Consider the following 18,771-nt stretch of genomic DNA (forward strand, 5'->3'; position numbering starts at 1 on the left):
GCCTCTTCCGAGGCGTTTTTCATTGGTGCATGCTCAACAGGACTCAGGGAGCGGGTTTGGCCTTCCAGGCCGCCGCCTGGCGCTCGGTGCGTGCACGCTCGGCCGCGCTCAGCGGCTGGGCCATGCTGTCACGCTTGGCAGCCAGCGAGCTGTCCCTGCCCGCCGCCAGCAGCATCCAGAAATAAGCCTGGGACGGGCTGCGCTCCACGCCCTTGCCCGACGCATAAAGACTGGCGAGATTGGATTGCGCCAGCGCATCGCCCTGCTGGGCGGCACGCTCCAGCCAGCGCGCGGCCTTCTCGTCGCTGGCGGGCACGCCCTGGCCATTGGCATACAGCACGCCCAGGTTGGACTGGGCTGCGGCATTGCCCTGCTCGGCCGCCTTCTCCAGCCAGTGGGCGGCCTGCGCCATGTCGCGATCGACCACGCCACCCTCGGCATAGAGCATGCCGGCATTGAATTGCGCATCGGCATGGCCCTGGCCTGCCGCCGCTACAAACCAGCGCAGCGCCTGCGCCACGTCCTCGGCCACGCCCCGGCCCGTGGCATACATCACGCCCAGGCTGTACTGGCCGGCCGCTTCGCCTTGCTCGGCCGAGCGCTGGAACCACTGCACGGCCTGCGCGGGGTCCTTGGCGGCTCCGCGCCCCTCGGCCAGCATCAGGCCCAGGTTGTTCTGGGCCACGGCATCGCCCTGCTCGGCAGCCTTGCGATACCACTGCACGGCCTGGGCATCGTCACGCGCCACGCCACGGCCATTCGCATACATCAACCCCAGGTCGGACTGGGCTGGCGCATAGCCCTGCTGCGCAGACTTCTCATACCACTGGGCCGCCGTCTCGGCACTCAGGGCAACGCCCTGGCCGCGCTTGTACAGCGAACCCAGCGCGTACTGGGCGCTGGCCTCGCCCTGTTCGGCGTGCTGGTGCAGCGCTGCAACCTCGGCCGCACTCAGGCCGGGCTCGCCCTTGGGGGCATGGCCCACTGCGGCTGCGGCAGTTCCGGCCGCAACGGCCCCTGCCGCCACGCCAGCGGCGGCGGCCTTGGCCGGCGCATTGCGGGTTGGAGAGGGCGCCGACTTGCCCCCGGTCTTGACGGCGGCCTTGCCCGCTGGCCTAGCTGCCGCTTTGGCTGCAGGTCTGGCGGCAGGTTTGGCCGGTGCCTTCGCACCGCTCTTGGCCGTGTTCTTCGCTGGTGGCTGCGGCTTGGCAGACGCCGGGACGGCCATGCAGGACAGGGCTGCGGCCAGCAGCAATGACAGGCCTGCAGGCAGGGCTCGCAGGCCCGTCGGGTATCGATCGTTCATATGCTCTTATTTTTGCAGCAATCCATGCAGGCGACTGGCGCAAAGATTGACAAATTCTTTCAGTATGCAACCGGCGTTCCGACAGGAAAGGCCGACCGCAGCCATCGCCAGGGAGCATGACCCCCATCTCCATGAAATCGCATGACATCACCAAAGACATCGCGCTTGAAGATGACAGGTCGATGACTTGTGCGAGAAAATCCATCCAGCTTCTCCTAATGAGAAGCCTGAACCCCACCACATGAAGAATTCAGAGCGCAGTTTTGCACGGCGCATAGACCTTACCTCCCTGCAGCTGTTCGTGGCTGTCTGCGAACTTGGCAGCATCGGCCGCGCGGCCGAGCGTGAGTTCATTGCAGCCTCGGCGGTGAGCAAGCGCCTGTCCGATCTCGAAGCCACGGTGGACACAGCCCTGCTGTACCGACACAGCCGTGGAGTGACCTTGACGCCGGCCGGCGAAAGCCTGCTGCACCATGCCCGCAACGTGCTGTACGGCCTGGAGCGCATGCAGGGTGAACTGTCCGAGTACGCCGATGGCGTGCGCGGCCATGTGCGCATCCACGCCAACATGTCTGCCATCGTGCAGTTCCTGCCGGAAGACCTGGGCGTGTTCGCGCGCAAGCACGGCCAGGTCAAGATCGACCTGCAGGAGCAGCTCAGCCCCGCCGTACTGGCTGCCGTACAGGAAGGCACGGCCGACATCGGTATCTGCTCCATGGCGTACATGCCGCTGGGCAATGGCCAGGCCACTCCCGTACTGCAGCACCGCCCCTACCGCGAGGATCGCCTGGTCGTCGTGGTGCCCGAGCAGCACGCGCTGGCGCACAGCGACAGCGTGGCCTTTGCCGATGTGCTCGAATGGGACATCGTCAGCCTGCAGGCCGGCTCCTCCATCAGCCTGGCCATGCGTGCGGCCGCCGCACAGGCGGGGCATGCGCTGCACCAGCGCATCCAGGTCACCAGCCTGGATGCCATGTGCCGCATGATCGACAACGGCCTGGGCGTGGGACTGATCCCCGACCGCGCCTTCGAGCTCATGCACGGCGTGGGCCATCTGCGCGCACTGGAGCTCAGCGACGACTGGGCTCGGCGCGAGCTGAGCATCGTGGCGCGTGACTTCGACGCGCTACCCGTCACGGCCCGCCTGCTGGTCGAGCACCTGAGCCCGCCGGCCAGCGCATCCTGAAGGCCACTTGGCCGCTGGATGCCCCCAAAAATTTCCCCACGACACCAACCATTCGAGAACGCCATGGGACGCACCCTCTACGACAAGATCTTCGACGAGCACGTCATCCACACCGAGGATGACGGCACCGCCGTCCTCTACATCGACCGCCACCTGGTGCACGAAGTCACCAGCCCCCAGGCCTTCGAAGGACTGCGCATGGCCGGCCGCAAGCTGTGGCGTATCAGCTCCGTGGTCGCCACGGCCGACCACAACACCCCCACCGACGGCTGGGAGCGCGGCTATGACGGCATTGCCGACCCCATCAGCAAGGAACAGATCACCACGCTGAACACCAACATCGGCGAGTTCGGCTCTGCGGCCTTCTTCCCCTTCATGGACAAGGGCCAGGGCATCGTCCACGTCATGGGCCCCGAGCAGGGCGCCACCCTGCCCGGCATGACCGTGGTCTGCGGCGACAGCCACACGTCCACGCACGGCGCCTTCGGCGCACTGGCCCACGGCATCGGCACGTCCGAGGTCGAGCACGTGATGGCCACCCAGACCCTGCTGGCCAAGAAGGCCAAGAACATGCTGATCAACGTCAGCGGCAAGGCGGCCCCCGGCATCACGGCCAAGGACATCGTGCTGGCCATCATCGGCAAGATCGGCACGGCCGGCGGCACGGGCTACACCATCGAGTTCGCCGGCGAAGCCATCCGTGACCTGAGCATGGAAGGCCGCATGACGGTCTGCAACATGGCCATCGAAGGCGGCGCGCGCGCAGGCCTGGTGGCCGTGGACGACAAGACCATCCAGTACGTCAAGGGCCGCCCGCTGGCCCCCACCGGCGCCGAATGGGATGCCGCCGTCTCCTACTGGAAGACGCTGCACTCCGATGCCGATGCGAAGTTCGACCGCGTGGTCGAGCTGCAGGCCAGCGAGATCGTGCCGCAGGTCACCTGGGGCACCTCGCCCGAGATGGTGCTGGGCGTGGATGCCCGCGTGCCGGACCCCGACAAGGAAAAGGATGCCAGCAAGCGCGGCGCCATCGAACGCGCGCTGACCTACATGGCGCTGGAGCCCGGCAAGGCGATCGACGACATCTTCGTGGACAAGGTCTTCATCGGCTCGTGCACCAACAGCCGCATCGAAGACATGCGCGAGGCCGCCGCCGTGGTCAAGAAGCTGGGCCAGAAGGTGGCGCGCAACATCAAGCTGGCCATGGTCGTGCCCGGCTCCGGACTGGTCAAGGAACAGGCCGAGCGCGAAGGCCTGGACCAGATCTTCAAGGCGGCAGGCTTTGAATGGCGCGAGCCCGGCTGCTCCATGTGCCTGGCCATGAATGCCGACCGCCTGGAGCCCGGCGAGCGCTGCGCCTCCACCAGCAACCGCAACTTCGAAGGCCGCCAGGGCGCGGGCGGACGCACCCACCTGGTGAGCCCGGCCATGGCTGCAGCCGCCGCCATCCACGGCCACTTCGTGGACATCCGCAGGTTCTCCTGATCCGATCCCGCAACTGCCCCGCCTGCACACCATGAAGCCCTCCTTCTCGATCCTCCTGATCGGCCTGGCCTTCACCCTGGCCGCCTGCAATACCGTCAAGGGCATTGGCCAGGACGTGCAAAGCGCGGGCAGCGCCATCGAACGCGCCGCCCGCTGAACCCTGAATCCGATACAGCCATGCAACAATTCACCGTGCACAAGGGCCTTGTCGCCCCCATGGACCGCGAAAACGTCGATACCGACGCCATCATTCCCAAGCAGTTCCTCAAGTCGATCAAGAAGACCGGCTTCGGCGTGAACCTGTTCGACGAATGGCGCTACCTGGACCATGGCGAGCCCGGCCAGGACCCGGCCTCGCGCAAGCCCAACCCCGACTTCGTGCTCAATCAGCCGCGCTATGCGGGCGCCTCCATCCTGGTCGCACGCAAGAACTTCGGCTGCGGCTCCAGCCGCGAGCACGCGCCCTGGGCGCTGGACCAGTACGGCTTTCGCGCCATCCTGGCGCCCAGCTTTGCCGACATCTTCTTCAACAACTGCTTCAAGAACGGCCTGCTGCCCATCGTGCTGCCCGAGGCCACGATCGACACGCTGTTCAACGAGATCGCAGCCTTCCCCGGCTACGAGCTGACCATTGATCTGGATCGCCAGGTGATCGTGCGCCCGCAGGGCGAGGAGATCCCTTTCGATGTCATCGCCTTTCGCAAGTTCTGCCTGCTCAACGGCTTTGACGATATCGGCCTGACGCTGCGCCACGCCGACAAGATCCGCGCCTACGAGTCCGAGCGCCTGGCCACCAAGCCCTGGCTGGCACACACGCTGGTGCAGCGCTGATCGATCTCCACTTGCGCGCATCAATGGGCCGCAGGCGTTGCTGAACCAGCCGCCGGCGGCCTTCCACCATCCGAACAGTCTCTCAAAAGGAACACCATGAAAATCGCAGTCTTGCCCGGTGATGGCATCGGCCCCGAAATCGTTGCGGAAGCCGTGAAGGTGCTGGGCGCCCTGGGCCTGGACTTCGACATGCAGACGGCCCCCGTGGGCGGCGCTGCCTACGAAGCTGCCGGCCACCCGTTGCCCGAATCCACGCTGAAGCTGGCCATGGAGTCCGACGCCGTGCTGTTCGGCGCCGTGGGCGACTGGAAGTACGACACACTGGACCGCCCGCTGCGCCCCGAGCAGGCCATCCTGGGCCTGCGCAAGCACATGGGCCTGTTCGCCAACTTCCGCCCGGCCATCTGCTATGCGGAACTGACCCACGCCTCCAGCCTCAAGCCCGAGCTGGTCGCGGGCTTGGACATCCTCATCATCCGCGAGCTGACCGGCGACATCTACTTCGGCCAGCCGCGCGGCCGCCGCGTGGCCACCGACGGCCACTTCCCCGGTGCCGAGGAAGCCTTCGACACCATGCGCTACTCCAAGCCCGAGATCGAGCGCATCGCCCATGTCGCCTTCCAGGCCGCGCAAAAGCGCAGCAAGCGCGTGACCAGCGTGGACAAGGCCAACGTGCTGGAAACCTTCCAGTTCTGGAAGGACGTGGTCACCGAAGTGGGTCAGCAGTACCCCGATGTGCAACTGGACCACATGTACGTGGACAACGCCGCCATGCAGCTGGTCAAGGAACCCAAGCGCTTTGACGTGGTGGTCACGGGCAACATGTTCGGCGACATTCTGTCCGACGAAGCCTCCATGCTGACCGGCTCCATCGGCATGCTGCCCTCGGCATCGCTCAACTCCAGGGGCCAGGGCCTGTACGAGCCCAGCCACGGCTCGGCCCCCGACATTGCCGGCAAGGGCATTGCCAATCCGCTGGCCACCATCCTGTCGGCCGCGATGATGCTGCGCTTCTCGCTGAACCAGGAAGCCGCCGCCCAGCGCATCGAAGCCGCCGTGCAAAAGGTGCTGGCCCAGGGCCTGCGCACGGCCGACATCTACAGCGAAGGCACGACCAAGGTCTCCACCCGCGAGATGGGCGATGCCGTGGTGGCCGCACTGGCCTGAAGTCCATGACGGCCGCCAGCCTCCAGGTTTGCGGCCGTCCCTGTGGCGGGCAGGCACTGCCTGCTTCGCCACAACATGGCAAAACGTCAAAATAGACGTTCGGTTTTCGCCGATTCGACGAAGATATTCATCAAAACAGACATTCTCTTTCCTGGCGTATTCGATAGAATGACGTCTCTTATGTTTGCCGCCCGCCCGTTCCTCCTGCTGAACATTGCACCCGCCGCCCTGGCTGGTGTGGCTGCGCGCGCAATCACCTCCACAACCATTACGACAATCAAAGGCTGACCCAGCCCGGTTCGTCGTGCGCCCTCACCTGGCCTAGACGAGCCGGGCGACAACAGTCTTGATCAAGCACTGTTTTCACACTGAAAGGGCGTTTCAAAAATGAGCAAGCAATTGGTAGGCCTCGTCGGCTGGCGCGGCATGGTCGGCTCCGTGCTGATGGACCGCATGCAGGCAGAGGGCGACTTCGACCTGATCGAGCCCGTGTTCTTCTCCACTTCCAACGCCGGCGGCAAGGCCCCGGCCATGGCGAAGACCCACACCGAGCTGCGCAATGCCAACGACATTGCCGAGCTGTCCAAGTGCGACATCATCATCACCTGCCAGGGCGGCGACTACACCAAGGAAGTCTTCCCCCAGCTGCGCGCCTCGGGCTGGAACGGCCACTGGATCGATGCCGCCTCGTCGCTGCGCATGGAAGGCGATGCCGTCATCGTGCTCGACCCCGTCAATGAAGGCCTGATCCAGTCCAAGCTCGCCGCGGGCGGCAAGAACTGGATTGGCGGCAACTGCACCAACTCCATCTTGCTGATGGGCCTGGGCGGCCTGTTCAAGGCCGGTCTCGTGGAATGGGTCAGCTCCATGACCTACCAGGCAGCCTCCGGTGGCGGCGCCAACCACATGCGCGAACTGCTCAAGGGCATGGGCGTGGTGCACGCTGCCGTGGCCGACGAACTGGCCACGCCCGCATCCGCCATCCTGGACATCGACCGCAAGGTGGCCCAGACCATCCGCACCGACGTGCCCACCGAATTCTTCGGCGCACCGCTGGCCGGTGGCCTGATCCCCTGGATCGATGCACAGCTGGACAACGGCCAGTCCAAGGAAGAGTGGAAGGGCCAGGCCGAGGTCAACAAGATCCTGGGCACCGAGCAGACCATCCCTGTCGATGGCCTGTGCGTGCGCATCGGCGCCATGCGCTGCCACAGCCTGGCACTGACCCTCAAGCTCAAGAAGGACCTGCCCCTGGAAGAGCTGGAAGCCATCATCAAGTCCGGCAACCCCTGGGTGAAGTGGGTTCCCAACGACCGCGCCATCACCGTCAAGGAACTGACCCCTGCCGCCATCACCGGCGGCCTGGAAGTCGGCGTGGGCCGCGTGCGCAAGCTGAACATGGGCCCCGAGTACCTGTCGGCCTTCGTGATCGGTGACCAACTGCTGTGGGGCGCCGCCGAGCCGCTGCGCCGCATGCTGCGCATCCTGCTCGCCGCCTGAGCATCGCCGGCTTGAGCCAACACAAAAAGCGCCATGTCCCGGGCCGGGACATGGCGCTTTTTTCGGCTTTAAGCCCTGGGCAATTGGGCACAATGCCCAGGTCTCTTGTCCATTGGTTGTAGGTGGTTGCCTACAATCACCAAAGATACATTGTGTTTCTTCTCGTTGCCGTTCGACAACAACTATTGGCGTTCGCCGGCAACCAGACGCTTGCGATCCTATAGCGTGGCCGACAATGCGACCCAAGCACCTTGGTAGATGGCGTGCCATCTATCCCCGGGTAAATTTCAATTACATGTGCAAGCGCGGGCATTCCCACAATAAAAATAGTGCCTGCCCAATTGCATCCACACAGGTTTGACGCTTTATGCATCGTTGGAAACTCTCTGTGCTGGCCACTGCGGCCGTCGTCTCGGTCGCACTGCCCGCCTCCGAGGCCTGGGCACTGGCTCTGGGCCGGGTGAACGTGCAATCGGCCCTGGGCGAGCCCCTGCGTGCCGAAGTCGAAATCCCCCAGATCACCGCCGCTGAAGCCGAAGGCCTGCGCGTGGGCGTGGCCTCTCCCGGCGTCTTCCGCACCCAGGGCATGGAGTACAACGCCACCGCCAGCCAGGTGCGCGTCAGCGTGCAGCGCCGCGCGGATGGCTCGGCCGTGCTGCGCCTCACAAGCACACAGCCCGTCAACGAACCCTTTGTCGATCTGGTGATCGACGCCAGCTGGGCTTCGGGCAACCTGCAGCGCAACTACACCCTGCTGCTGGATCCGCCCACCCTGCAAAAGCTCCCGCCTGCCGTGACGGCTGCAGCCCAGGCCTCGGCACCCGAGCCCGCCGCAGCGCCGCGCCGCGCAGCCCCCACCCCCTCGCAAGCTCCATCGCAAGCCGCTGCAGGCAACACCGAGGAAAGCCGCCCCGCGCCAGCAGCCGCGCGCCGTGCCGCCCCGGCAGCCCGCGAGCGCGCCGCAGCGGCTCCCGCGTCGTCCGAGGCCTCCGAAGTCCGCATCAAGGCTGGGGACACGGCAGGCCGCATCGCCGCCGCCCACCTGCCAGCCGGCGTTTCGCTGGACCAGATGCTGGTGGCCATGCTGCGCACCAATCCCAAGGTCTTCATCAACGGCAATGTGAACCGCATGCGCTCCGGCGCCGTGCTCACCGTGCCGGACGAAGCCACGGCCCAGGCCACCTCGCCGCGCGAAGCGCGCCAGATCGTTGCCGCCCAGTCCCGCGATTTCAACCAGTTCCGCCGCCAGCTGGCCAGCGCCGCGCCGGCCGCGCCCGTGGCATCGGCCAACCGTGAAGCATCGGGCAGCGTCCAGGCCCAGGTCGAAGACCGCAAGCCGTCCACCGCAGCACCCGACAAGCTCACCCTGTCCAAGGGCGCCGTCAAGGGCGTGGAGGCCGACGAGCGCCTGGCCAAGCAAAAGCAGTCGGACGACCAGGCATCGCGCACGGCCGAGCTGCAGCGCAACATGTCCGAGCTGAGCCAGATCGCCGCCGCCACCAAGCCGGCCGAAGGTGGTGCTGCAGCACCTGCCTCGGCAGCCAGCGGCACGGCAAACGGCGTGGCTGTGCCGGGCGCGCCGAACGTGCCTGCAGCGCCTGAAGCTGCAGCACCCCAGACAACTCCCGCGGCCCCGGCGGCGCCCACCGATGCAGCTGCTGCGGCCGCTGCGCCCACCGCTGCTCCAGACGCCGCAGCCAATGCAGCCGGCTCGGCAGCGCCCGCAGCAGAAGCCGCGCCCGCCACGCCCGCTCCGGCCGAGCCGCCGAAGCCCAAGCCGGCACCCGCCCCCGTCGCGCCGATCGCCGAGCCCAGCTTCATCGATACGCTGCTGGAAGACCCCACCATCCCGCTGGCCGGTGCTGCCCTGCTGGCCCTGCTGCTGGGCTATGGCGGCTACCGCGTCATGCAGCGCCGCCGCGCCGCTGCCGCCTCCAGCGAAAGCGCCTTTGGCGACAGCCAGCTGGCAGCCGACTCCTTCTTTGGCGCCAGCGGCGGCCAACGCGTGGACACCGGCACTTCGAGCCAGCTGTCCGGCACCTCCATGCATTACTCGCCCAGCCAGCTTGATGCGGGCGATGTGGACCCCGTGGCCGAGGCCGACGTCTACCTGGCCTATGGCCGCGACCTGCAGGCAGAGGAAATCCTCAAGGAAGCGCTGCGCACCGACCCCAACCGCACCGCACTGCACCAGAAGCTGGCCGACATCTACGCCAAGCGCCATGACCGCAAGGCCTTCGAGGCCGTCGCGCAGACCCTGCATGGCCTGACCCAGGGCAAGGGCGTGGACTGGCAGCGCCTGGCCGACCAGGGCCGCATCCTGGACCCGGAAAACGCCCTCTACCAGCCTGCAGGCGCCGCGCCCCTGTCCGGTGCCGCCGTTGCCGGTGGCGCCGCAGTGGCCGCTGCCGGACTGGCTGCCGCCTCGCTGGCCAGCCGCCCCCTGGACATGGATGCGCACCGCGAAGGCCCCGCCACCCTGCCCATGGACCTGGACATGGACCTCAACATGGACCTGCCCGGCGGCCTGGCCGATGCCAGCCTGCCCGCGCAGCACGCCAGCCCCCTGCCCGCACCGGCCCCCATGCCCAGCGAACAGGACTTCGCAGCGCTGGAGCCCACGCTGCGCGCGCCGCTGGAAGCCACGCCCTCCGCAAAGGACGACACACCTCGCATCGAGCCCCACGTCGAGCCACCCGTTGCATCGCTGGACATGCCCGGCTTCCAGCCCACGGCCCACGCCTCGCTGACGGACGCCCTGAACCACAGCAACGCCATGGACGGCATGCAGCCGACCGAGATGCTGTCGCTGGACATGCCCGGCACGCAGGCGGCCGACAGCTTCCCGGCCACCGAGCCCTCGCCCCTGACCAGCTCCACCACGGACGACAGCCATGCCAAGACCGAGCTGCTGTCGCTGGACGCCATGGAGTTCAACCTGGAAGGCCTGAGCACGGAGGCACCTGCCCCAACGCCGGCAACACCCCAGGCAGGCGGCGTGCTGGAGACGGCGGCCAAGGCCAAGCCGGAACCGGCCGAGTCGCTGGAATTCGACTTGGGCAGCCTGTCCCTGGACCTGGGCAACGACGCCCCTGCCGTGGCAACCCCGCCCTCGGCTCCTGAAGACCCGCTGGCCACCAAGCTGGCACTGGCCCAGGAATTCAACGCCATCGGCGACAGTGACGGAGCCCGTACACTGATCGAGGAAGTGATCGCCGAGGCCCACGGCGATCTCAAGGCCAAGGCCCAGCGCCTGCTGGCCGAGATAGATTGAAGCCCGGCGGCGCCTGCCCAGGCGCCGCACCGGTTTCGCGTGACAGGGTGGTGCAAGCCGCCATGGAAAACTGACAACTTGATGCACACCCAACCCATGCCGGAGGCCTCGCAATGCGCGTAGCCCTCGGCGTCGCCTACAACGGCCAGCGCTACAGCGGCTGGCAAAGCCAGCTGTCTGGCAACACCATTCAAGACCATCTCGAAGCGGCCCTGGGCCGCTTTGCCGCTCAGGAGGTGCACACCCTCTGCGCGGGCCGCACCGATGCCGGCGTGCACGGCCTCATGCAGGTCGTCCACTTCGACACGCCGCTGGACAGGGCCCCGTTCTCCTGGGTCCGTGGCACCAACACCTTCCTGCCGCCGGACATTGCCGTGCAATGGGCCCAGCCCGTGCCCGATGCCTTCCATTCGCGCGCCTGTGCCACGGCAAGGCGCTATGCCTATGTGCTGCTGCAATCGCCCGTGCGCCCCAGCGTGGAGGCCGGGCGCGTGGGCTGGGTGTTCCATGCGCTCGATGGTGATGCCATGCAGGCCGCCGCCCAGCACCTGCTGGGCGAGCACGACTTCAGCTCGTTCCGCGCATCGGGCTGCCAGGCCAAGTCCCCCGTCAAGACACTGCACCGCCTGTCCATCACCCGCCGCATGGCAGGCGATGGCGCCCAGATGGCCGCAGCCAGCTCCATGCGGCCCGGCGATGCGGCCATGGAATGCTGCTACTGGCGCTTCGAGTTCGAAGGCAGCGCCTTCCTCCACCACATGGTGCGCAACATCATGGGCTGCCTGATCGCCATCGGCCAGGGCGCGTATGCGCCGCAGTGGATGCAGCAGGTACTGGACGCCCGTTCCCGCGATGCCGCCGCGCCCACCTTCTCGCCCGACGGCCTGTACTTTCTGGGCCCCGTATACGATCCTTCATGGGGCCTTCCTTCGCGCAGCCCGGCCTATGATTGGCTCCCGTGAACGGACAAGCCCTCCCCCATTCTTCAGTCCCCATGCAGCGCACTCGAATCAAGATCTGCGGACTCACCCGCGAACAGGACGTGGACGCCGCCGTGGCTGCGGGCACCGATGCCGTGGGTTTTGTGCTCTACGCCCCCAGTCCGCGCGCCGTGACGGTGCAGCGCGCTGCAGAACTGGCGCGGCGCCTGCCGCCCTTCGTGACCCCGGTGCTGCTGTTCGTCAATGAAAGCGCCGCCAACGTGATGGCTGCCTGCGCCGCCATCCCGGGCGCCTGCGTGCAGTTCCACGGCGACGAGTCCCCCGAGGACTGCCTTGCCGCCACATCGGGCGGCACCCGCGCCTTCCTGCGCGCCGCACGCATTCCCCTTGGTCCCGACGCCGCGCGCTTCGACCTCGTAGAATATGCCCAGCGTTACTCGAAAGCCCAGGCCATACTGCTCGACGCCCATGTCGACGGCTATGGTGGTGGCGGAAAAGCATTCAATTGGTCACTCCTTCCACCAAACGTCGCCTCTCACCTCGTTTTGTCTGGTGGACTCACGCCTGCAAACGTGACCGATGGCATCTTGCAAGTGCGCCCGCGAGGACTCTCGCTGGCCGTTGATGTCAGTTCCGGCGTCGAGGCCGATGGTCCCGACGGCAAGCCCCTCAGGGGCATCAAGGACGCCGGCAAGATACACCGATTCATCGCCGCCGTGCGCGCGGCCGATGACCAACTTTTGCAGACAAGCCATGTTCGAATACCAGTACCCTGACGCATCCGGCCACTTCGGCCGCTTCGGCGGCAGCTTTGCCAGCGAAACCCTGACACACGCTCTGACCGAGCTGCGCGACGCCTACGCCAAGTACCAGAACGACCCGGAATTCGTTGCCGAATTCCAGTCCGAGCTGGCCCACTTCGTCGGCCGCCCCTCGCCCGTCTACCACGCGGCACGCATGTCGCGCGAGATGGGCGGCGCGCAGATCTACCTCAAGCGCGAAGACCTCAACCACACGGGCGCGCACAAGATCAACAACGTGATCGGCCAGGCCATGCTCGCCCGGCGCATGGGCAAGCCCCGCATCATTGCCGAGACGGGCGCCGGCCAGCACGGCGTGGCCACGGCCACCATCTGCGCACGCTACGGCCTCGAATGCATCGTCTACATGGGTGCCGAGGACGTGAAGCGCCAAAGCCCCAACGTCTACCGCATGCGCCTGCTGGGCGCCACCGTGGTGCCGGTGGAGTCGGGCAGCCGCACGCTCAAGGACGCGCTCAACGAGGCCATGCGCGACTGGGTGGCCAACGTGGACAACACCTTCTACATCATCGGCACCGTGGCCGGCCCCCATCCCTACCCGGCGATGGTGCGCGACTTCCAGAAGGTCATCGGCGAGGAATGCCTGACGCAGATGCCCGAATTCCTGGGCGCCGACCGCCAGCCTGATGCCGTGGTCGCCTGCGTGGGCGGCGGCAGCAATGCCATGGGCATCTTCCACCCCTACATCCCGTTCGAGAACACGCGCCTGATCGGCGTGGAGGCTGCCGGCGAAGGCCTGGACAGCGGCAAGCACTCGGCCTCGCTGCAGCGCGGCAGCAGCGGCGTGCTGCACGGCAACCGCACCTTCATCCTGCAGGACGAGAACGGCCAGATCACCGAAACGCACAGCATCAGCGCCGGCCTCGACTACCCCGGCGTCGGCCCCGAGCACGCCTGGCTGCAGGAACTGGGCCGGGCCCAATACGTGGGCATCACCGACCAGGAGGCGCTGGACGCCTTCCACTACCTGTGCCGCACCGAAGGCATCATTCCCGCCCTGGAGTCCAGCCATGCCGTGGCCTATGCCATGCAACTGGCCAAGACCATGCGCGCCGACCAGTCCATCCTCGTGAACCTGTCCGGTCGCGGCGACAAGGACATCGGCACCGTGGCCGACCTCTCGGGCGCCGATTACTACGACCGTCCCTCCATGCGCGGGCTCACGGTCAAGGGAGGAGCAGCTCAATGAGCCGCATCACCACGACTTTCGCCAAACTCCAGGAAGAAGGCCGCAAGGCCCTGATCCCGTACATCACCGCAGGCTTCCCGTTCGCGGCCATCACGCCGTCGCTGATGCACGGCATGGTGGAGGCCGGCGCCGACGTGATCGAGCTGGGCGTGCCCTTCTCGGACCCCATGGCCGACGGCCCCACCATCCAGAAGGCAGGCGACCGCGCCATCGCCAATGGCGTGGGCCTGGTGCAGGTGCTGGCCTATGTGCGCGAGTTCCGCCAGAAGAACCAGACCACGCCCGTGGTGCTGATGGGCTACGCCAACCCGGTGGAGCGCTACGACCAGATCCACGGCAATGACCGCTTCGTGGACGATGCGGCCGAGGCCGGCGTCGACGGCCTGCTCATCGTGGACTACCCGCCCGAGGAGTGCGAGGCGTTCGCCGCGCAACTGCGTGCGCGCGACATGGACCTCATCTTCCTGCTGGCGCCCACCTCCACCACCGAGCGCATGCAGCAGGTGGCGCGCGTGGCCAGCGGCTATGTCTACTACGTCTCGCTCAAGGGCGTGACCGGAGCAGGCACGCTCGACACGGCGGCCGTGGAAGCCATGCTGCCGCGCATCCGCGAGCATGTGAGCATTCCCGTGGGCGTGGGCTTCGGCATCCGAGACGCAGCCACGGCCCAGGCCATATCCCGCGTGGCTGACGCCGTGGTCATCGGCAGCCGCATCATCGAGATGCTGGACGGCCAGCCCCACGAAAAGATCGTCCCCCTGACCATCGACTTCCTGCGCGGCGTGCGCAAGGCACTCGACGCGTAGGTCGCATAATGCAGCCCTTGCATGCGGCCCGGTGCCGCATGCCCTGCGCCTGAAAAGGAAACACCATGTCCTGGCTTGAAAAACTCCTGCCTGCCAAAATCCAGCAAACCAACCCCACGGATCGCCACCAGCAGATCCCCGAGGGTCTGTGGATCAAGTGCCCGAGCTGCGAGACCGTGCTCTACAAGGCCGATCTGGAGAAAAACCAGAACGTCTGCCCCAGCTGCAGCCACCATCACCGCATCGGCGCCCGCGCCCGCCTGAACCATTTCCTGGATGCCGAAGGCCGTTATGAAATCGGCCAGGAAGTCATCCCCGTCGACGCCCTGAAGTTCAAGGACAGCCGCAAGTACCCCGAGCGCCTCAAGGAAGCGCTGGAGAACACCGGCGAGACCGATGCCCTGGTCGTCATGGGCGGCGCCATCAAGAGCGTCAACGTGGTCGCAGCCTGCTTCGAGTTCGAGTTCATGGGCGGCTCCATGGGCTCCGTGGTCGGCGAGCGCTTCGTGCGCGGTGTCGAGACCGCCATCGAGCAGAAGGTCCCCTTCATCTGCTTCACCGCCACGGGCGGTGCGCGCATGCAGGAAGGCCTGCTGAGCCTGATGCAGATGGCCAAGGCCAATGCAGCGCTCACGCGCCTGGCCAAGAAGGGCCTGCCCTACATCTCGGTGCTGACCGATCCCACCTTCGGTGGCGTCTCCGCCAGCTTTGCCTTCGTCGGCGATATCGTCATTGCCGAGCCCAAGACCCTGGTCGGCTTCGCCGGCCCGCGCGTGATCGAGACCACCGTGCGCGTGAAGCTGCCCGAAGGCTTCCAGCGCGCCGAGTTCCTGCAGGACAAGGGCGCCGTGGACATGATCGTGGACCGCCGCGAGCTGCGCGACCGCATCGCCGCATCGCTTGCCATGCTGCAGCGCCTGCCGGCCGACGCGGTCCAGTAAAGCCTCGCGCAGACACAAAAAAAGCCGCCGCAGGTTGGTGCCTGCGGCGGCTTTTTCACGTCCAGGAAATCAGGGAAATCAGGGAAATCATGGAAATCAGGGAAATCAGGCCAGCAGCATCAAGCCCGATCCCTGGATATACCCCAGCACCATCAGCGCGATCTGCAACAGCACCAGAGCCACCAGTGCCGACAGATCGATACCGCCGATCAGCGGAACAACACGGCGGATGGGCCGCAGCATCGGCTCGGACAGGCGCTGCAGAACGCCATACATCGGCGACTGCGGCTGCACCCACGACAAGATGGCATAGATCAGCAGCACGCCCACCATGCCCGACAGCGCCACGCGCGCCAGGCCGCACAGCGCCAGCCAGGGCAGGGCAACCACGGTGGACTGCCCACCCATCAACAGCCACAGCAGCACGAACTGCAGCATCTGCAGCAGGAAGGCGGCGATCAGGCTGGACATGTCCCAGCGCCCGGCCGGCTTGATGATGCGGCGCAGCGGCATCACGATCCAGTCGGACAGCGCAAACACCAGCTGCCCCACGGGGTTGCCGAAGGGCACGCGCTGGGCCTGCATGTACATGCGCAGCAGGCAGACGCCGGTCAACAGGCCAACGACCACGTCGAGCAAAAAGGAAACGATCTGAAAAAGCATGGCGTTGTAGGACTGCGGGAGGAAGATCGGACCACGGCCATCCGGCCCTGGCACAGCATGGGATGATAGCTGCCGCATCCCGCCCATCACATGACCGCCCCTACCGCACTGCACTCCCTGCCGCTGTTCCCCCTGGGCAGCGTCCTCTTTCCTCAAGGCCTGCTGAGCCTTCGCGTCTTTGAAGTCCGCTACCTGGACATGATCCGCAAGTGCGAGCGCACGGGCGCTCCCTTCGGCGTGGTGGCGCTGCAGGCCGGCAGCGAAGTGCGCAAGGCTGGCGCGGCCGCCGAGCAATTGCACGCCGTGGGCACGCTGGCCCGCATCGTCCAGTTGCAGCAGCCCCAGCCCGGCCTGCTGCACCTGCAGTGCGAAGGCACGCAGCGCTTTCGCATGCAGGAGCACCGCCAGCTGCCCCACGGCCTGTGGGTGGCCGATGTGCAGATGCTGCCTGCCGATGCCGTTGTGCCCATCCCCGGCCACCTGCTCGCCACCGCCCAGGCCCTGGCCCAGGTGCTGATGCAGCTGCACGCGCGCTCCACAGACGCCGACCATGCCCGGCTGCCCAGCGCCGAACAGATGGGCGACTGCGGCTGGGTGGCCAACCGCTGGACCGAGCTGCTGCCCATGCCGGTCTCCATCAAGCAGCAACTGATGGCGCTGGACAGCCCGCTGGTGCGGCTGGAGCTCGTGGCCGATGTGCTGGAGCGTAGCGGCATAGGCCATGCCCAGGGCCCGGCACCCGGCGCCCCGTCCGCCGGGCACTGACGAATTGGCAGGACTGCGGCGTCATACCGCAGCGGCTTCCGGCACATTGGCAGCACCGCGCACCGAAAGCGCGCCAAAAAACTTAAAATCGCGGATTCAGCCCGCCAGCTGCGGGGCTTGCCGGTGGCATTTGCCGCCGCCTCTGCACCCTCCAGCCCTTTGCGCCTGGCTTTTTTCGGCTTTTCCCGCTTTTTTCCCCCGGCTTTTTTCCGGCCCCTCGGCGTTTTGCGCTGGCGCTCATTGTCATGACCGAACACAACACCCCATCCGCAGCGGACCAGACCGCTCCCCAGGACGAAAACCAACTCATCGCCGAGCGCCGCGAAAAACTCAAGGCCCTGCGCGAACAGGTCCGTGAACAGGGCGGCGTGGCCTTCCCCAACGACTTCAAGCCCGCCGACCGCGCCGAGGCGCTGCAGCAGGCCCATGCCGACAAGAGCGCCGAGCAGTTGGACGCCGAAGCCGTGCAGGTCAGCCTGGGCGGCCGCATGATGCTCAAGCGCGTCATGGGCAAGGCCAGCTTTGCCACCATCCAGGACGGATCGCTGGGCCCCACGCACGGCCGCATCCAGCTGTACATCACGCGCGACACCGTGGGCGAGGAGGTCTATGCGGCCTTCAAGCGCTGGGACCTGGGCGACATCCTGGGCGCCGAGGGCACGCTGATGAAGACCAAGACCGGCGAGCTGTCGGTCAAGGTGCAGACGCTGCGCCTGCTCACCAAGAGCCTGCGCCCCATGCCCGACAAGTTCCACGGCATGGCCGACCTGGAGCAGAAGGTGCGCCAGCGCTATGTGGACCTGATGATGGACGAGCAGGCCCGCCGCCGCTTCATCGCACGCAGCAAGGCCGTCTCGGGCATCCGCGAATTCATGGTGGAGCACGGCTTCCTGGAAGTGGAAACGCCCATGCTGCACCCCATTCCCGGCGGCGCCAACGCCAAGCCCTTCGTCACCCACCACAACGCGCTGGACCAGGAGATGTACCTGCGCATCGCGCCCGAGCTGTACCTCAAGCGCCTGGTGGTCGGCGGCTTCGAGCGCGTGTTCGAGATCAACCGCAACTTCCGCAACGAAGGCATCTCGGTTCGCCACAACCCCGAGTTCACCATGATGGAGTTCTACGCGGCCTACTGGAACTACCGCGACCTGATGGATTACACCGAGGCCCTGGTGCGCGACGCCGCGCAAAAGGCCGTGGGCACGCTGCAGCTGACCTACGGCGGCAAGCCCGTGGACCTGTCCCAGCCCTTCCAGCGCCTGACCATTCCCGAGGCCATCGTCAAGTTCACCGAGGCGGGCGACAAGGTGGCCGACCGCGAATGGCTGACCAATGCGCTGCGCAAGCTGGGCATGACGGAAGAAAAGGACCGCCTGTCCGCCCGCACCCTGGCCAGCCTGCAGGTGCTGTACTTCGAGGAAGTGGTGGAAGAAAAGCTCTGGCAGCCCACCTTCATCATGGAGCACCCCACCGAGATCTCGCCGCTGGCACGTGCCAATGACGAGCGCCCCGAGGTCACCGAGCGCTTCGAGCTGTACATCACGGGCCGCGAATTCGGCAACGGTTTTTCCGAGCTCAACGACGCCGAGGACCAGGCCGCGCGCTTCAATGCCCAGGTCCAGGCCAAGGACGGTGGCGACGACGAAGCCATGTACTTCGACCACGACTTCGTGCGTGCCCTCGAGTACGGCATGCCCCCCACAGGCGGCTGCGGCATCGGCATCGACCGCCTGATGATGCTGCTGACCGACAGCGCCAGCATCCGCGACGTGATCCTGTTCCCCGCCCTGCGCCGCGAACAGTAAAAACCACGGCATCCAGCGCCTGCGCGCATTGCCAACTGAAGCCGCCTGCGTTCCCTTGGGAGCCAGGCGGCTTTTCCCTATACTGGCTCGC

17 protein-coding genes are annotated in these 18,771 nt (G+C 66.5%); 15 read left to right on the forward strand and 2 right to left on the reverse strand.

Annotation, left to right across the window (positions count from 1 at the left end; all coding sequences use genetic code 11):
- Window positions 1–43: 43 nt before the first annotated feature.
- Window positions 44–1,306 carry a tetratricopeptide repeat protein gene (locus tag A4F85_RS24630; RefSeq protein ID WP_170962008.1) on the reverse strand — a complete coding sequence of 421 codons (1,263 nt, stop codon included), beginning with the start codon at window positions 1,304–1,306 and terminating at the stop codon, window positions 44–46.
- Between the two features lie 241 nt (window positions 1,307–1,547).
- Between A4F85_RS24630 and A4F85_RS24635 the strand changes: the two genes are divergently transcribed.
- From A4F85_RS24635 to accD, 13 genes are all read left to right on the forward strand, one after another.
- The gene (locus A4F85_RS24635) at window positions 1,548–2,492 is read left to right on the forward strand and encodes a LysR substrate-binding domain-containing protein (RefSeq protein ID WP_012207033.1); all 945 of its coding nucleotides are present in this window, start codon (window positions 1,548–1,550) and stop codon (window positions 2,490–2,492) included.
- 63 nt (window positions 2,493–2,555) lie between these two features.
- Complete coding sequence (leuC, locus tag A4F85_RS24640) at window positions 2,556–3,977, forward strand: 3-isopropylmalate dehydratase large subunit (RefSeq protein ID WP_034396655.1); 1,422 nt, start codon at window positions 2,556–2,558, stop codon at window positions 3,975–3,977.
- A 31-nt stretch (window positions 3,978–4,008) separates the two neighbouring features.
- Window positions 4,009–4,134 carry an entericidin A/B family lipoprotein gene (locus A4F85_RS24645; RefSeq protein ID WP_012207035.1) on the forward strand — a complete coding sequence of 42 codons (126 nt, stop codon included), beginning with the start codon at window positions 4,009–4,011 and terminating at the stop codon, window positions 4,132–4,134.
- A gap of 20 nt (window positions 4,135–4,154) precedes the next feature.
- The gene (leuD, locus tag A4F85_RS24650) at window positions 4,155–4,808 is read left to right on the forward strand and encodes a 3-isopropylmalate dehydratase small subunit (RefSeq protein ID WP_063328127.1); all 654 of its coding nucleotides are present in this window, start codon (window positions 4,155–4,157) and stop codon (window positions 4,806–4,808) included.
- Window positions 4,809–4,904: 96 nt separating this feature from the next.
- Window positions 4,905–5,975 (forward strand): 3-isopropylmalate dehydrogenase, encoded by a 1,071-nt coding sequence (gene leuB / locus A4F85_RS24655; protein WP_012207037.1) that lies wholly within the window; start codon window positions 4,905–4,907, stop codon window positions 5,973–5,975.
- A gap of 75 nt (window positions 5,976–6,050) precedes the next feature.
- Window positions 6,051–6,263, forward strand: a complete 213-nt coding sequence (locus A4F85_RS30760; RefSeq protein WP_156517057.1) for a hypothetical protein — start codon at window positions 6,051–6,053, stop codon at window positions 6,261–6,263.
- A gap of 99 nt (window positions 6,264–6,362) precedes the next feature.
- On the forward strand, window positions 6,363–7,475 hold the full coding sequence (gene asd, locus A4F85_RS24660; protein ID WP_013801017.1) for an aspartate-semialdehyde dehydrogenase: 1,113 nt from the start codon (window positions 6,363–6,365) through the stop codon (window positions 7,473–7,475).
- Between the two features lie 367 nt (window positions 7,476–7,842).
- Complete coding sequence (locus A4F85_RS24665; protein WP_197485529.1) at window positions 7,843–10,749, forward strand: FimV/HubP family polar landmark protein; 2,907 nt, start codon at window positions 7,843–7,845, stop codon at window positions 10,747–10,749.
- Window positions 10,750–10,862: 113 nt separating this feature from the next.
- Window positions 10,863–11,711, forward strand: coding sequence for a tRNA pseudouridine(38-40) synthase TruA (truA, locus tag A4F85_RS24670; RefSeq protein ID WP_013801015.1), 849 nt, complete (start codon window positions 10,863–10,865; stop codon window positions 11,709–11,711).
- Between the two features lie 32 nt (window positions 11,712–11,743).
- On the forward strand, window positions 11,744–12,466 hold the full coding sequence (locus A4F85_RS24675) for a phosphoribosylanthranilate isomerase (protein WP_013801014.1): 723 nt from the start codon (window positions 11,744–11,746) through the stop codon (window positions 12,464–12,466).
- A complete protein-coding gene (trpB, locus tag A4F85_RS24680) occupies window positions 12,444–13,700 on the forward strand; it encodes a tryptophan synthase subunit beta (RefSeq protein ID WP_012207042.1) in 1,257 nt (418 codons plus the stop codon). Before A4F85_RS24675 ends, trpB begins: the two co-directional genes overlap by 23 nt.
- Window positions 13,697–14,506, forward strand: coding sequence for a tryptophan synthase subunit alpha (trpA, locus tag A4F85_RS24685; RefSeq protein WP_043821492.1), 810 nt, complete (start codon window positions 13,697–13,699; stop codon window positions 14,504–14,506). Before trpB ends, trpA begins: the two co-directional genes overlap by 4 nt.
- Window positions 14,507–14,571: 65 nt before the next feature.
- On the forward strand, window positions 14,572–15,447 hold the full coding sequence (accD, locus tag A4F85_RS24690) for an acetyl-CoA carboxylase, carboxyltransferase subunit beta (protein WP_013801012.1): 876 nt from the start codon (window positions 14,572–14,574) through the stop codon (window positions 15,445–15,447).
- Between the two features lie 105 nt (window positions 15,448–15,552).
- Here the strand turns inward: accD and A4F85_RS24695 are convergent, their stop codons facing one another.
- Window positions 15,553–16,110, reverse strand: coding sequence for a YggT family protein (locus A4F85_RS24695; RefSeq protein WP_013801011.1), 558 nt, complete (start codon window positions 16,108–16,110; stop codon window positions 15,553–15,555).
- Between the two features lie 90 nt (window positions 16,111–16,200).
- Between A4F85_RS24695 and A4F85_RS24700 the strand changes: the two genes are divergently transcribed.
- Window positions 16,201–16,875, forward strand: coding sequence for an LON peptidase substrate-binding domain-containing protein (locus A4F85_RS24700; RefSeq protein ID WP_063328129.1), 675 nt, complete (start codon window positions 16,201–16,203; stop codon window positions 16,873–16,875).
- A gap of 245 nt (window positions 16,876–17,120) precedes the next feature.
- The gene (gene lysS / locus A4F85_RS24705) at window positions 17,121–18,680 is read left to right on the forward strand and encodes a lysine--tRNA ligase (RefSeq protein ID WP_013801009.1); all 1,560 of its coding nucleotides are present in this window, start codon (window positions 17,121–17,123) and stop codon (window positions 18,678–18,680) included.
- Window positions 18,681–18,771 lie beyond the last annotated feature (91 nt).

The organism is Delftia sp. GW456-R20 (genome assembly GCF_001622915.1).
In the GTDB taxonomy this organism is placed as follows: Bacteria; Pseudomonadota; Gammaproteobacteria; order Burkholderiales; family Burkholderiaceae_C; genus Comamonas; species Comamonas acidovorans.